Origin of the sequence: Rathayibacter iranicus NCPPB 2253 = VKM Ac-1602 (genome assembly GCF_003149025.1) — a bacterium.
In the GTDB taxonomy this organism is placed as follows: domain Bacteria; phylum Actinomycetota; class Actinomycetes; order Actinomycetales; family Microbacteriaceae; genus Rathayibacter; species Rathayibacter iranicus.
Map to the genome: position 1 here is coordinate 24,401 of NZ_QGDV01000006.1, position 13,995 is coordinate 38,395.

Below are 13,995 nucleotides of genomic sequence, written 5' to 3' on the forward strand. Positions count from 1 at the left end.
GATTCCCGCTAGCCGCACGCCCGACGCTCCACCCACGCCACCGCCCTGCCATGCCGACCGCGGCACGCCGGGCAGGGACCGGCGTGCACGAACACTCAGAACAGCGTGATCGGTTTGACGATGTCGGCGTAGATGAGCAGAACGCTCATCCCGCCGAGAACCAGGACGACCACGTAGGTCAGCGGGAGCAGCCGGGCGATGTCGACGGGGCCGGGGTCACGGCGGCCGAAGAGCTTCGCGATCCGGCGGCGAAGCCCCTCCCAGAGGGCGCCGGCGATGTGGCCACCGTCCATCGGCAGCAGCGGCACCAGGTTGAAAACCAGCAGCGCCACGTTCAGCGACGCGAGGACGCCGACCATGGTCTGCACTTTCGACACGATCGGCAGCTGGTCGGAGGCGGCGATCTCACCCGCGATGCGCCCGACGCCCACCATGCTGATCGGGCCGTTGGCGTCGCGGGCTTCGGTGCCAAACGCGGCCTGAGCGACGTCGATCAACCGCTGCGGCAGGTTGAGGATGACATGGGCGACGCTCGTGATGTTCTGCCAGACCGTCCCGGGCACCGCCGTGAGCGGCTGCTGCGCGAGGGCCGACGTGGGCGAGATCCCGATGAAGCCGACGGTCTGCGTCTGGACCGCACCCGAGGCATCGGTCACGGCAGCACCGGCGGCATCCGTCACCGCGACCTGATTCTCAGCCGGGGTGATCCTCAGCGTCAGCGGGGAACCGTCGCGCTCCACGTCGACGCTCAGCGGCACGCCCGCAGAGCGCTGGATGATCGGCGTGAGGTCGCTCCAGGTGCTGACCTGCGTCCCGTCGATCGCGGTGATCGTATCGCCAGGAAGTAGACCGGCCGCGGCGCCCGGGGCGAGCGGATCGTCGGCGGTGCAGGTCGCGGTGGCTCGCTGCGACTCCGGGACCACGCACTGCGAGACGGCGGCGAGTGTGCTCGTGCTCTGCGGAATACCGATGCCACAGAGCAGCACTGCGAAGAGGGCCGTCGCGATCACGAGGTTCATGACCGGTCCGCCGATCATCACGATCACCCGCTTCCAAACCGGGAGGCGGTAAAAGGCGCGGTGGTCCTCGCCCTCGCCGATGGTCTCGGCGCTCGCAGCCCGCGCCTCATCGATCATCGAGAGTCGCTTCGCCTCACGCTTCTGCGTCGATTCGTAGCCGATCCCCTGGAAGATGCCGACGGGCGACTCCGTGACGGGGTCCCCCGGGTGCTTGGGCGGATACATCCCGATCATCGCGATGTAACCGCCGAGCGGGATCGCCTTCACCCCGTACTCCGTCTCACCCCGGCGCCGAGAAAAAAGCGTCGGGCCGAAGCCGATCATGTACTGGGTGACCTTGACTCCGAAGAGCTTGGCCGGAACGAGGTGTCCGACCTCGTGCAGCGCGATCGAGAGGGCGACCCCAACGGCGATGATGACGACGCCGAGGACGAAGAGCAGTACGGATTCCACCGACACACTGTAGGCCGGGCCTGGCCATCCACGCTGGAGTGCGCCTGCACAATCGCGATGAGTCGCGCGCGTTGTCGGCTAAGAGTCTTCTTCCATCCATGCGGGCGGAGAAGACCACGTCTCAGCTGACGATGCGTCGGCCGCTCACGCCCTCGCGATCCACGCGTCCGCCGCGCGCCGTGCCCATTCCTCCGCCGCGGCCAGCGACTCCCGAGTCAGCGCACCCTCAGCGCTGTGCGCGTCAACCACCGCCTCCACGGTCGCGAGGATGTCGAGAAAGCCGATCCGGCCACCGTGGAACGCCTGCACCGCCTGCTCGTTGGCGGCATTGAAAACGGCCGGGTAGGACCCGCCCGCAACACCGACGCGTTTCGCGAGACGAACGGAGGGGAACGTCTGCTCGTCAAGCGGCTCGAAGGTCCAGGCGTGCGAGCGGGTCCAGTCCAGCGGCACCCCGACTTCGGCGACCCGGTGCGGCCAGTCGAGGCCGAGCGAGATCGGGAGCCGCATGTCCGGCGGCGATGCCTGCGCGATGGTCGACCCATCGACGTACTCGACCATCGAATGGATCACCGACTGCGGGTGCACGGTCACGTCGATCCGCTCGTAGGGCACGTCGAAGAGCAGGTGCGCCTCGACCACCTCGAGACCCTTGTTCACGAGCGTCGACGAGTTCGTGGTGACGACCAGACCCATGTCCCAGGTCGGGTGAGCGAGGGCCTGCGCAGGGGTGACGTCGCGGAGGGAGGCGCGATCGCGCCCGCGGAACGGTCCTCCGGAGGCGGTGAGCACGAGACGCCGTACCTCGCGGTGTTCGCCGGCCAGCAGCGCCTGCGCGAGAGCGGAGTGCTCGGAGTCGACGGGCACGATCTGCCCGGGCGCGGCGAGTGAGGTGACCAGCTCGCCGCCGACGATCAGCGACTCCTTGTTCGCGAGCGCGAGCGTCCGTCCCTCCTCGAGGGCGGCGAGCGTGGGGCCGAGGCCGACCGAGCCGGTGATGCCGTTCAGCACCACGTCCGCCTCGACGGAGCGAATCAGCTGCTCCGCCTCCTCGACCCCGAACGCGGTGTGCTCGACTCCGAATGTCGCCGCCTGCTCGGCGACCACAGCACGGTTGGAGCCGGCCGCCAGTCCGACCACGTCGAACCGCTCACGATGGGCCCCGATGACGTCGAGGGCCTGCGTGCCGATGGACCCGGTCGAACCGAGGATGATGACCCTGCGCATTTGCTCATACTGGCACGGTGGACGGGCACTTCCGGGGTCAGGTCACCGCGAGGATATCGATCACGAACACGAGGGTGTCGGTGCCGCTGATCCCGGCTTTCTGATTGCCGGCGTCGCCGTAGCCCTTCGCCGGTGGGATGGTCACGAGCACCTGAGAGCCGACGGTCTGGCCGACCACTGCCTCTTTGAAACCCTCGATTACCCCGCCGGTGCCAAGCGATGCGGGAGCAGGCTTGCCCCAGCTCTGGTCGAAGACCGTACCGGTGCCCCAGACCACGCCCTGGTACTGCACGATCAGCTGGTCGCCGTCGGCGACGGTCGCCCCTGAGCCCTTCTTGAGGACCGCGAGCTGGAGGTCGGCGGGCGGGTCGGACGCCGGAATGGTGACGGTCGGAGCGCCATCCTCAGCGAGCGCCACCGTCGGCAGCCCGTCAAGGGGAGTCTGAGGCTCGCCGTCCGCCGCAGTGGGGACGATCCGCTCGACGTCGATGACCATGACGATCGAATCGGCGGCGGTGATGCCGAATTGGCTCTGCCCGGCGTCGCCGAATGCGTCGGACGGCGGCACGACGGCGATCACGCGGGAGCCGACGGTCGCGCAGTTCACGGCCTTGACCAGCCCGGCGAGGTACTGGTCGGTGTCGACCTTGAAGGCCGCGCGCCCACCCGAGGCGTAGCTGCTGGCCGAGAACTCGGAGCCGCTCGTCCCGTTGTACAGCGTGTAGTCGACGAGCACCGTGTCGCCCTCCGCGACCTCGTCTCCACTGCCCTCGATCGCGACCGAGCGCTCGGTCGCCTCGACGGTCAGCGGACTCGGAAAGACGGTGACCGGCTTCGAGGCGAACTCGCCGCTGGTCTGCACCGCGGCAGTCGCGTCACCCGCGCTGGCGCAGTCGAGCGGAGCGGAAGAGGCGGTGGCCGCTGCGTCCGGTGCTGCAGCGGTGCACGCCCCGAGGCTGAGGGAGGCGCCGAGGACGGCGAGGATCGCGAGAGTTCTGCGCACAGGGGCACCTTTCCTGACCGGCAGCGGCCGAGAGTGTTCGGGGGATGAACCCATCCTGGCGGACGCGCCTCGGGGGGTGCTGGACGCCGAGCGCGCCTGCTCAGGCCCGGTTCGCCTACCATCGGGGGCATGCGTGATTTCTCGGTCCCCCAGTCCCGAGAGCTCGTCACTGAGCTCCCCGGCCCGCGCTCCATCGCCCTGCAGGAGCGCCGCGTCGCTAGCGTCTCCCGCGGCGCAGGGACGCTCGCGAACATCTACATGGACCATGCCTCGGGCGCCGTCCTGGTCGACGTCGACGGCAACCGCCTGATCGACCTCGGCTGCGGCATCGGAGTGACCACCATCGGCCACGCGCACCCCGCGGTCGCCGCCGCCGCGGCCGCGCAGGCCGAGAAGCTGACGCACACCCTCTTCACGGTGACTCCCTACGAGAACTACGTGAGGGTCGCCGAGAAGCTCGCCGAGATCACTCCCGGTGACTTCGACAAGCATTCGATCCTGGTGAACTCCGGTGCCGAGGCGGTCGAGAACGCTGTCAAAATTGCCCGGAAATACACTGGCCGCCGCGCGGTGGCGACGCTCGACCACGCCTTCCACGGCCGCACCAACCTCACGATGGCGATGACCTACCGCCCCTGGCCCGAGCGCGCCGGCATGGGCCCTTTCCCGGGCGAGATCTACAGCGTCCCAACCAGCTATCCCTTCCGCGACCCGCAGGGGATGACGGGCGAGGAGGCGGCCGAGCGCACCATCGACTACATCACTACCCACATCGGTGCGCAGGAACTCGCGGCGCTGTTCGTCGAACCGATCCAGGGCGACGGTGGCATCATCATCCCGGCGCCGGGCTACTTCCGTCGCCTCTCCGAGTTCTGCACTGAGAATGGCATCGTCTTCGTCGCCGACGAGATCCAGGCCGGTATCGCCCGCACCGGCACCTGGTACTCGATCGAGCACCACGGAGTCGTCCCCGACCTCATCACGACCGCCAAGGGCATCGCCGGCGGTTTCCCGCTCGCGGCTGTCACCGGCCGCGCCGAGATCATGGATGCCGTGCAGCCCGGCGGCATCGGCGGCACCTTCGGCGGCAACCCTGTCTCGACCGCGGCGGCGCTCGCGACCTTCGAGGCCATCGAATCCGAGGGCCTCCTCGAGGAGGCGCAGCGCGTCGAGCGCCTGCTCCAGGCGCGGATCGGCAACTGGGCCGAACGTTTCGCCGTCGTGGGCGAGGTGCGCGGCAAGGGCGCCATGTGGGGCGTCGAACTCGTCCATCCCGGCACGACGAGGCAGTATCCGGAGGCGCTGACCGCGATCCTGAAGCACGCCACGACGAATGGCGTAATCGTGCTCGACGCGGGCAGCTGGGACAGCGTGCTGCGGATCATGCCGAGCGTCGTCATCAGCGAGGAACTCCTCGACGACGCCGCGAGCGTGATCGAGGAAGCGCTCGCTCAGTTCGGTTGAGCCATAGCCGGTGCGGCATGAACGCGCCGGTATCTTCGTCGAAATGCGGATCAATGGCGACGATGAGAGGCCGACTCCCCCGGGGATCGGCCTCTCCGCGCGTCTCGCGCGCCTCAGCATCGGCGGCGTGGGTCGTCTGATCTACCGGCCCGTCGTGGAGGGACGCGAGAACGTCCCGGCCTCGGGCCGCGTGATCCTCGCGAGCAACCACCTCTCGTTCATCGACTCCCCCGTGCTCACTCTTCTCGCACCAAGGCCAGTGCAGTTCCTGGCGAAGTCGGAGTACTTCACGGGCACGGGCGCACGCGGAGCCTTCTCGCGCGCCTTCTTCACAGCGGTCGGCGCGGTGGCAGTCGAGCGTGGCGCCGGGCAGGCCGCGCAGGAGGCGCTCGACCTCGGCCGCGCGATCCTGGAACGCGACGAGGCGTTCGCCGTCTATCCAGAGGGCACGCGCTCGCGCGACGGGCGCCTCTACAAGGGGCGAACGGGAGTCGCGTGGCTGGCCCTGACGACCGGCGCACCCGTCGTGCCGGTCGGCCTGATCGGCACACAGGAGCTACAGCCGGTCGGCACGCGTGTCCCCCGTCTGCACCGGATTACCGTGCGCTTCGGTGCGCCGCTGGATCTCTCATCGCATGGCTCCGCCGACTCCGGCCGCGCCAGGCGCCGCGCCACTGACGAGGTGATGGGCGCCATCCACGCGCTCTCGGAGCAGGAACTCGCGGGCGCCTACAACGAGTCGCCGCCGACCACGACGGCCGAACGCATCCGCCGAGCATTTCCGCACGAACGCCGCTGAGGGTCAGCGTGCGAACGCCTCAGGCTCGTGCGCCACGGGAAAGTTCACCGAGTTGGCGATGAAGCACAGTCGCGAGGCTTCCGCATGCAACGTCTGCGCGAGGGCGAGCATCGACTCGTCCGCTACCGTGACGCGGGGCCGCAGCGTCACCGACGTGAAGCGGCCACCTTCGCCCTGCTGCACCATGCGGCCGATCGCGTCGTCGGTGTACCCGGTCACGACCACTGCGTTCTTCACGGCAACGTGGAGGTACGAGAGGAGGTGGCACTGCGCGAGTGCCGCGAGGAGCAGCTGCTCCGGATTCCAGCGGTCCGCGTCGCCGCGAAAAGGCACATCGGCCGAGCCGAGGATCGGCGTAGGCGCCCCCGCCGAGACCACGAGTTGGCGCCCATACTCGCGGTAGCCGCTCGTTCCTGTCCCGCGGTTCCCCTCCCACACGACGGACACCGCATACTCGTGCTCGGACTTCATCGTGGCTCCTTCTCGAAGGCGATGGATCAGGCCGGTCGAGCCGGTCTGGACCTCTGGGCGGCTGACCCCCCGCGGCTAGACTCCGAGGACCATGACGGACACGCTCGCCCCCCAGCTTCCCACGCCCGCAGTCCCCCAAGAGCGGCTGGTCACGACTGAGATCCCCGGACCGCGATCCCGGGCCCTGCACGAGCGTCGCCTCGCCGTCGTCCCCACCGGAGTCGGCACCGCGCTCCCCGTCTATATCGACCGCGCGCACGGCGCGATCCTTGTCGATGTCGACGGCAACCGCTTCATCGACCTTGGCGCCGGCATCGGTGTGACGACGATCGGCCACACCGACGACTCGGTCGTCGCCGCCGCCACCGAGCAGCTCGGGCGACTCACCCACACTCTCTTCACGGTCACTCCCTACGAGCCGTACATCCGCGTGGCAGAGCTCCTCGCCAAGCACACTCCGGGCGACTTCGCCAAAAAGACCGTGCTGGTCAACTCCGGTGCCGAGGCCGTCGAGAACGCCGTTAAGATCGCCCGCAAGTACACCGGCCGCCCCGGAGTGGCGGTCCTCGACCACGCCTACCACGGCCGCACCAACCTCACCATGGCGATGAACTTCAAGGCCCTCCCCTACGGCCTGGGCTTCGGCCCGTTCGCCAGCGATGTGCACCGCGCGCCGAGTTCGTACCCCTACCACGACGGCCTCTCGGGAGCCGAGGCCGCCGACCGCGCGATCTCCTACCTCGAGAAAACCGTCGGCGCCTCCGCTCTGGCCTGCCTTGTTGTCGAGCCGATTCAGGGCGAGGGCGGCTTCATGGTCCCCGCGCAGGGTTTCCTCCCCGCGTTGCAGGAGTGGTGTACGGCGAACGGCATCGTCTTCGTCGCCGATGAAATCCAGTCGGGCATGGCCCGAACCGGCGCCTGGTTCGCCAGCGAGCACCTCGGGTTGGTTCCCGACCTCGTCCTCTCCGCCAAGGGCATCGCGGGTGGCCTCCCGCTCGCGGGCGTCACCGGCCGAGCCGAGATCATGGACTCCGCTCAGGCCGGCGGGCTCGGCGGCACCTTCGGTGGCAACCCCGTTGCCGCTGCGGCCGCCGTCGCAGTCTTCGAACGCATCGAGCGTGAGGGCCTGCTCGCCGAGGCCGACCGGATCGGTGCCCGCCTCGGAGCGGCCCTGCACCGACTGCAGGAGCGGTACGAGATCATCGGCGACGTTCGCGGGATCGGCGCCATGATGGCGATCGAACTCGTCCAGCCCGGCACCGCCGGCTCGACCAAGGAGCCCAACACCGCTGCCGTCCAGGCGATCATCGACTACGCCGCTCAGCACGGCGTCCTCGTGCTGAGCGCCGGCACCTACGGCAACGTCGTCCGGTTTTTGCCGAGCCTTGTCCTCACCGATGACCTGCTCGATGACGCCCTCTCGGTCATCGCCGAGGCTTTCGCCACCCTCTAGCCACTTCGTCTTTCGTCCGTCCCGCACGAACCCAGGTCTGGCCCTCTCGCGGTGGCCGACGGGGCGGATCGGGAGGGGCGGCGCGTCGGGCAAGATGGAGGGATGTCCGCAGGAACCTTCACCGTTGCCGAGTCCGTCGAGCTAGCGGTCGTCGAGCGCTCCGGCTTCATCGAGTCCCGACACGCAGGGTCGGCCGTACTCCTCGACGCCGACGGACGCGTCGCCCGCAGCCTTGGCACCCCGACTGCACCAGTTTTCCCGCGCTCCTGCCTCAAGCCCTTCCAGGCCCTCGCGGTGATGACCGCGGGCGTCGAGCTGAGCGGGTCGGAGGCGGTCATCGCCACCGCGTGCCATGCCGGCATCCCGCAGCAGGTGGCCCTGGTGCAGAACTTGTTGATGCGCGCCGGCCTCGACCACACAGCGTTGCAGTGCCCAGCCGACTGGCCTGGCGACTCCGCGACCCGGGCTCAGCTCCTTCGCGCAGGCGCGACCCCGAACCCGCTCTACATGAACTGCTCTGGCAAGCACGCAGCGATGCTGCTCGCGTGCGTGCAGAACGGCTGGAGCACCGAGGACTACCTCGAGAGAACGCATCCGCTGCAGCAGCACATCGTCGACACGATTGAGCGGCTAATCGGCGAGCGCGTCGTTGCCAGCGGGATCGACGGCTGCGGCGCCCCGGTGCATGCTCTCCCGCTGACGGCACTTGCGAAGGGGATCTCGCGAATCGTCTCCTCCTCCCCCGCCTCGCCGTTTGGCCTGTACCGGCATGCCGGCGTGCTGACGACCGCGATCCTCGAGAACGCTTGGGCCATCGACGGTCCGGGCCGCGACAACACGGTCGTCATTGAGCGACTCGGTCTCGTCGCCAAGCTCGGCGCCGAGGGCGTGCTGGTCATGGCCGCACCCGACGGCACGACCGTCGCGTTGAAGATGCTCGACGGGAGCCTGCGTGCGGCGACGGTCGTGGCGCTCAAGCTCCTCGTCGAGGCCGAGATCGTCGATCGCGCCGCCGCCAACGACGTCCTCGTGCGCCTCGATCCGGTCGTCATGGGCGGCGGGCGCCCGGTCGGTGCGATCCGCGCCTCCTACGTCTAGCCCTCCCGATTCCGCGCGAGGCGCCTCGCCCGCGACGCCGAGGCCACCTGCGTCAGCACGACGACGACGATCGCCAGCATGAACACCGCCGACGCGATCACATTGGCCTCCGCTGGGATGCCACGCGCCGCGGCGATGTAGACGTACTTCGGAAACGTGGTGACGGATCCGGACGTGAAGTTCGTGATGATGAAATCATCGAAGCTCAGCGCGAACGAGAGTAGCGCCGCGGCGAAAATGCCCGGCAGCAGCAGCGGAAAGGTGATCCGCCAGAACACCTGGGCAGGCGACGCATAGAGGTCGCGGCCCGCCTCCTCGAGCGCCGGATCCAGACTCGCCACCCGCGCTTTCACCGTCACCACGACGAAGCTGATGCAGAACATCGTGTGCGCCAGCACGATCGTGACGAGTCCCTTCTCCGCTCCCACGGTGAGGAACTGCGCGGCCAGACCCGCGCCGAGCACCACCTCCGGCGTCGCCATCGGAAGAAACAGCAGCAGGCTGATCGCCGAGCGGAACCGGAAGCGAAACCGCACCAAGGCGATGGCGATCATCGTGCCCAACGCCGTGGCGAGCACAGTCGCGATCACGCCGACGAGCAGGCTGGTGCCGAAGGCCGTCATCACCTCCTCGCTAGTCCAGGCTGACACCCACTTATCGAAGGTGAAGCCGCGCCAGGCGAGATTGCTCTTGCCCGAGTCATTGAACGAGAAGGCGACCGTGTAGCCAATAGGAATCAGCAGGAAAATCAGCGCCAGCACCGTGTAGACACCGAGGCCCAGTCCCGGAAAGCGCCGAGGCCTGGTCCCGGGAGATGGAGCGGGTGCGCCGAGCGCTTCCTGGGCGCTCGCAACCGGACGGTCGGCGGTAGCGGTCACAGGAGGTCCTCCGTTCCACTGCGCTTCACGTAGAAGCCGACGATAACCAGGATCACGGCCATCAAGACGATCGAGAGGGCGGCGGCAGCCGGGTAGTTCTCGAGCGTGAGAAAGTTGGCCTCGATTGCGTTGCCCAGCATTGAGGTCTGTGACGACCCGAGGAAGTCGCGGCTCGCATTGATGTAGTCACCGGCGGCGGGAATGAAGGTGAGCAGTGTCCCCGAGACGATACCCGGCATCGAGAGCGGAACCGTCACGCTCCAGAACACCGAAATCGGATGGGCGTAGAGGTCCGAGCCGGCCTCGAGCAAGCGCACGTCCAACCGCTCGAGCGTCGTGTAGAGCGGCAGGGTCATGAAGGGAATGAAGTTGTAAGTGATGCCGAATACCACTGCGATCGGCGTCCCGGTGAGATGACCGTCGCCGGGCAGAAGGGACACCGTCTTGAGCGCCTGCACCAGCGGGCTCTCGTCGGCAAGGATCTGCTTCCAAGCCAACGTGCGCAGCAGGAAGCTGATGAAAAACGGGGCAATGACCAGCGTGAGCAGCAGATTCTGCAGGAGCGGCCACGGCCGGGCCTTCACCCCGATGACATACGCCAGCGGATAGCTGATGAGCAGCGCGAGAACTGTTGCACTCAGCGCATAGCCGAAGGAGCGCACCGCGTGCGGCCAATAGTCGGCCATCACGACCAGGTAGTTCTGCCAAGCGAAGCCGGGCGCGTACTCGCCGATATCGCCGTCCGACATCTCAACCTGGAATGAGGTCAGCACGAGCGAGATCAGCGGAGCCAGGAAGAACAGCAGCATGTACGCAATGCCCGGCAACAACAGGACGAGGGCGACCGTGGAACGCCTGCGGATGGAAGTAATCGGCGCCGGTGCCGTTCCGGAGGCGAAGGCAGCGAAGGCCACGCCTACGCCCCCGCCCGACGGCCGGCGAACAGGCCCCGGCGCTGGAGCGCGATCGCGCTGGTCGAGTCGTCGGCCTCGAAGCGCGACACCGTCCCCGGTTCGTCAGCGAGACCGAAGCCGTGCTCGGTGCTGAAGCCCACCCACACCTCGGCACCCTCCGAGACGACCGGTCCGAAGACCATGTTCTGCGCGAAGACGACCACGGGCCCGAGCGCCGGGATCTGAATGGTGTACTGCGTGCTGACTCCGCTGAAGGAGACGCCGGTCACCCGGCCGGGGCCGAGGACGTTGCGGTCCGAGCTCGCCGGCGGCTCCTCGGTGAGAAGCAGGAGCTTCTCGGGACGCACACCGACCGTGATCTCGCCACTCGTGCGGGCGCAGCGCGCGGTCGGAACGATGATGCGATGGCCGCCCGCGGCGACGGTAAGCGCGTGATCGGTGACGCTGACGACCTCGCCAGTAAAGAGGTTCGACTGCCCGAGGAAGTTGGCTACGAAGGCCGTGCGTGGCAGCTCATACAGCGCTTCGGGGGCGCCCATCTGCTCGATACGGCCCTTGTTCATCACCGCAACGGTGTCGGCCATCGTCATGGCCTCCTCCTGGTCGTGGGTGACATGCAGGAAGGTGAGCCCGACCTCCTCCTGGATCGACGTGAGCTCGAGCTGCATCTGCCGGCGCAGCTTGAGATCGAGGGCTCCCAGCGGCTCATCGAGCAGAAGGAGCGCCGGACGATTGACCAGGGCGCGGGCGAGAGCAACCCGCTGCTGCTGTCCGCCCGAGAGTTGGGCTGGCCGGCGCTGGGCCAGGTGATCGAGCTCGACCAGTCGGAGGGCCTCGTGTGCCTTGCCGACCGGGTCGGCGATCCTGCGCCGCTTCAACCCGAAAGCGACGTTCTCGAGGATCGACATGTGCGGAAACAGCGCGTACGACTGGAAGACCGTGTTGAGGGGACGCTGATAGGTCTTGGTCGCGGTGACGTCGCGGCCACCCACAAGAATCCGCCCGGCCGAGGGCGCTTCCAGCCCAGCGATCAGGCGGAGTGTCGTCGTCTTGCCGCAGCCCGAGGGGCCGAGGAGAGCGAAGAACGAGCCCGCGGGGATAGTGAGATCGAGCGAGTCGATGGCCGTGAAGCCCGGGTACTGTTTGCTGATCCCGACCAGTTGCAGGTCGGCGCCGCTCTCGGCGAAGGTTCCGGTAGCCATTAGATACCCAGAAGCACCTTCTGAAACTCGGCCTGGTACTCCTTCTCCTCCGCAGCCGTCAGGGTCCGGAAGACGCGCGTCTGCGCGAGAGTTTCCTCGTCGGGAAAAATGAGCTGGTTCTCGGCGAGCTCCGGATCGATACTCGCCATCACGTCCTTCGCTCCGTCGACAGGCGTGACGTAGTTGACCCAGGCGGCGACCTCGGCGGCGACCTCGGGCTCGTAGTAATAGTTCATCAGTGCCTCCGCATTGGCCTTGCGCTGCGAGCCCATCGGCACGACGAAGGTGTCGTTCCAGAGCGTGCCGCCCGAATCGGGAAAGGCAAACTCCCATTTGTCGCCCGCCTCCGCGTTGATGAGCGTGATGTCGCCCGACCAGCAGATAGCCGCAAGGGTGTCTTCGTTTTGTAGGTCGTTGAGGTAGGCATTGCCCTTGATCGTGCGAATCTGGCCGGCATCGACCTGCTCGCGGAAGACGTCGATCGCGGTCATGAACTCGTCATCGCCCCATGGCCCGGCGATATCTGTGCCCTGCGCCAGCATGATCAGCCCGATAGTGTCACGCATCTCGCTCAGGACGCCGACTCGACCGCGCAGCGATGGATCCCACAGGTCCTCGATGCTGGCGATCCCGTTCGGCAGCCTCTCCCTGTTCCAGCAGATGCCCGAAAATCCGGCCTGGTACGGGAGGGACATCGTGCGGCCCGGATCGAAATCGGGATTCGCGAGCGAGGGGGTGAGATTGGCGATGTTCGGGATATTCGCGTGATCGAGTTCCTGGACGTAGCCACGACGGACGAGGCGCGAGACCATCCACTCTGTGAGGCAGACAGTGTCGGAGCCGATGTATTGTCCGAGCGCGAGCTGGTCCTTGACCTTGCCGTAGTAGGAGTTGTTGTCATCGACAGCGACGTTATAGGTCACCGAGATGCCGCTCTGCTCCTCAAAGCTCCTCAGAGAGGGGTAGTTCCCGTCGTCGTCCTCGTCCATGTAGGCGGGCCAGTTGTCCCAGACGAGACGCGGATCCGTCGCAGAGCGATCGGCGGCCGCGGTCGGAGCGGCCCGAGTCATCGGCGCACACGCGGACAGGGCCAGTGCACCGACGCCAAGCCCGACGCCTCCGAGGACCGCTCGCCGCGACAGGACCCCCCGGCGCCCACGCTCGTGCGAGCGGGCGACGGCGATAGCGTCGCGGAGGACGGGATCTCTCGGGAGGGGACGGGTCATGGCGGGAACTCCTGACTGCGTCGGTGCTCGTGCCCACCGGCGTGAACGTGGGGAAATACTGGCACAGCGTTCGTCCGCCTGTCACGGCAAACGGAGGAAAACAGTCATCCAGAAACATAATCGTCACGGAATCCGTGTTCAGTGGATGCGATGACGGTCGATTCGGCCACTTCGAACAGAAGGGAGCCGGGCCTACGAGGCCCGAGTGATGGGACGCGGGCTCAGCGTCCGGTTGGCGAACGTCCGGAACGGTCGGCGGAGTCGTCGACCCGGTCGACCGCCATCTCGATCGAGGCCAGGAGGAGGCGGCTGCCGATTTTCGCACGGTAGCGGCGGCCTGCCTCAAGCGGGAGGGGCGCCTGGGTCGGCGCGACGAGCACCGAGCCGTTCGCGGACCAGCGATCGCGCACCCAGAGCCCGACCTCGTCGAAGCCGAACTCCAGGTGCGTCTTGGACAGTGACCGCGACGGGTCGGGAACGGAGAGGATGTGGCGGAACGTCTCGTTCGGATCCGGCAGCGGCTCGCGCCCGATGAGCCCGCTGCCCGTGACGACGGCGCGCTGACCCGTGGCGAAGCTCAGGCGTGCGAGGCCCTCCGACGGCGGAGCGATCGGGGCTCCCGGTGCCGGCGTGCGGTGACGGCCCGGCGCGAGACCCGGCAGCCAGGCTCGACGGGAGGGGTCGAGGACGGTGGTGTCCCCGGAGGAGGCCGGGCGCGAGGCGCCGTGAGCCGCATGCGCGGCCACCGATGCTCCGCACTCGCCGCAGAGGATTGCTCCGGGAGCGAG

Annotated in this window: 13 protein-coding genes; 4 read left to right on the forward strand and 9 right to left on the reverse strand. The window is 67.9% G+C overall.

Going from position 1 to position 13,995, the window contains the following annotated elements:
* Positions 1–95: 95 nt before the first annotated feature.
* From B0H03_RS08205 to B0H03_RS08215, 3 genes are all read right to left on the reverse strand, one after another.
* Positions 96–1,472 carry a M50 family metallopeptidase gene (locus B0H03_RS08205; RefSeq protein WP_104264395.1) on the reverse strand — a complete coding sequence of 459 codons (1,377 nt, stop codon included), beginning with the start codon at positions 1,470–1,472 and terminating at the stop codon, positions 96–98.
* 144 nt (positions 1,473–1,616) lie between these two features.
* A complete protein-coding gene (locus B0H03_RS08210) occupies positions 1,617–2,699 on the reverse strand; it encodes a 1-deoxy-D-xylulose-5-phosphate reductoisomerase (protein ID WP_104354301.1) in 1,083 nt (360 codons plus the stop codon).
* A 37-nt stretch (positions 2,700–2,736) separates the two neighbouring features.
* Complete coding sequence (locus tag B0H03_RS08215) at positions 2,737–3,702, reverse strand: FKBP-type peptidyl-prolyl cis-trans isomerase (protein WP_160487287.1); 966 nt, start codon at positions 3,700–3,702, stop codon at positions 2,737–2,739.
* A 129-nt stretch (positions 3,703–3,831) separates the two neighbouring features.
* On the opposite strand from B0H03_RS08215, the gene gabT (B0H03_RS08220) reads away from it, so the two are divergent.
* Entirely contained in the window at positions 3,832–5,166 is a 1,335-nt protein-coding gene (gabT, locus tag B0H03_RS08220; RefSeq protein WP_104264392.1) for a 4-aminobutyrate--2-oxoglutarate transaminase, read from the forward strand.
* Positions 5,167–5,209: 43 nt separating this feature from the next.
* On the forward strand, positions 5,210–5,965 hold the full coding sequence (locus tag B0H03_RS08225; protein ID WP_104264424.1) for a lysophospholipid acyltransferase family protein: 756 nt from the start codon (positions 5,210–5,212) through the stop codon (positions 5,963–5,965).
* Positions 5,966–5,968: 3 nt separating this feature from the next.
* On the opposite strand, the gene B0H03_RS08230 is transcribed toward B0H03_RS08225, so the two are convergent.
* The gene (locus B0H03_RS08230) at positions 5,969–6,436 is read right to left on the reverse strand and encodes an OsmC family protein (protein WP_104264391.1); all 468 of its coding nucleotides are present in this window, start codon (positions 6,434–6,436) and stop codon (positions 5,969–5,971) included.
* Between the two features lie 91 nt (positions 6,437–6,527).
* On the opposite strand from B0H03_RS08230, the gene gabT (B0H03_RS08235) reads away from it, so the two are divergent.
* Positions 6,528–7,889 (forward strand): 4-aminobutyrate--2-oxoglutarate transaminase, encoded by a 1,362-nt coding sequence (gabT, locus tag B0H03_RS08235; RefSeq protein WP_104264390.1) that lies wholly within the window; start codon positions 6,528–6,530, stop codon positions 7,887–7,889.
* A 102-nt stretch (positions 7,890–7,991) separates the two neighbouring features.
* Complete coding sequence (locus tag B0H03_RS08240; protein ID WP_104264389.1) at positions 7,992–8,987, forward strand: asparaginase; 996 nt, start codon at positions 7,992–7,994, stop codon at positions 8,985–8,987.
* Here B0H03_RS08240 and B0H03_RS08245 read toward each other — a convergent pair.
* The 5 genes from B0H03_RS08245 to B0H03_RS08265 form a co-directional block, all read right to left on the reverse strand.
* Positions 8,984–9,769, reverse strand: coding sequence for an ABC transporter permease (locus B0H03_RS08245; protein WP_419956903.1), 786 nt, complete (start codon positions 9,767–9,769; stop codon positions 8,984–8,986). The two genes, B0H03_RS08240 and B0H03_RS08245, sit on opposite strands and share 4 nt — an antisense overlap.
* Before the next feature lie 92 nt (positions 9,770–9,861).
* Positions 9,862–10,779 (reverse strand): ABC transporter permease, encoded by a 918-nt coding sequence (locus B0H03_RS08250; protein WP_104264388.1) that lies wholly within the window; start codon positions 10,777–10,779, stop codon positions 9,862–9,864.
* 2 nt (positions 10,780–10,781) lie between these two features.
* Positions 10,782–11,981: an ABC transporter ATP-binding protein gene (locus B0H03_RS08255; protein WP_104264387.1), complete on the reverse strand. Its 1,200-nt coding sequence runs from the start codon at positions 11,979–11,981 to the stop codon at positions 10,782–10,784.
* Positions 11,981–13,207, reverse strand: a complete 1,227-nt coding sequence (locus B0H03_RS08260; protein WP_104264386.1) for an ABC transporter substrate-binding protein — start codon at positions 13,205–13,207, stop codon at positions 11,981–11,983. Before B0H03_RS08260 ends, B0H03_RS08255 begins: the two co-directional genes overlap by 1 nt.
* Before the next feature lie 221 nt (positions 13,208–13,428).
* Positions 13,429–13,953: an FHA domain-containing protein gene (locus B0H03_RS08265; RefSeq protein WP_104264385.1), complete on the reverse strand. Its 525-nt coding sequence runs from the start codon at positions 13,951–13,953 to the stop codon at positions 13,429–13,431.
* Between the last annotated feature and the right edge of the window lie 42 nt (positions 13,954–13,995).

Excerpts from the sequence above, each read along its gene's own strand:
- B0H03_RS08240 (WP_104264389.1), top strand. The coding sequence starts at position 7,992 with ATGTCCGCAGGAACCTTCACCGTTGCCGAGTCCGTCGAGCTAGCGGTC.
- B0H03_RS08260 (WP_104264386.1), bottom strand. The coding sequence starts at position 13,207 with ATGACCCGTCCCCTCCCGAGAGATCCCGTCCTCCGCGACGCTATCGCC.
- B0H03_RS08225 (WP_104264424.1), top strand. The coding sequence starts at position 5,210 with ATGCGGATCAATGGCGACGATGAGAGGCCGACTCCCCCGGGGATCGGC.
- B0H03_RS08255 (WP_104264387.1), bottom strand. The coding sequence starts at position 11,981 with ATGGCTACCGGAACCTTCGCCGAGAGCGGCGCCGACCTGCAACTGGTC.
- gabT (WP_104264390.1), top strand. The coding sequence starts at position 6,528 with ATGACGGACACGCTCGCCCCCCAGCTTCCCACGCCCGCAGTCCCCCAA.
- B0H03_RS08210 (WP_104354301.1), bottom strand. The coding sequence starts at position 2,699 with ATGCGCAGGGTCATCATCCTCGGTTCGACCGGGTCCATCGGCACGCAG.
- gabT (WP_104264392.1), top strand. The coding sequence starts at position 3,832 with ATGCGTGATTTCTCGGTCCCCCAGTCCCGAGAGCTCGTCACTGAGCTC.
- B0H03_RS08230 (WP_104264391.1), bottom strand. The coding sequence starts at position 6,436 with ATGAAGTCCGAGCACGAGTATGCGGTGTCCGTCGTGTGGGAGGGGAAC.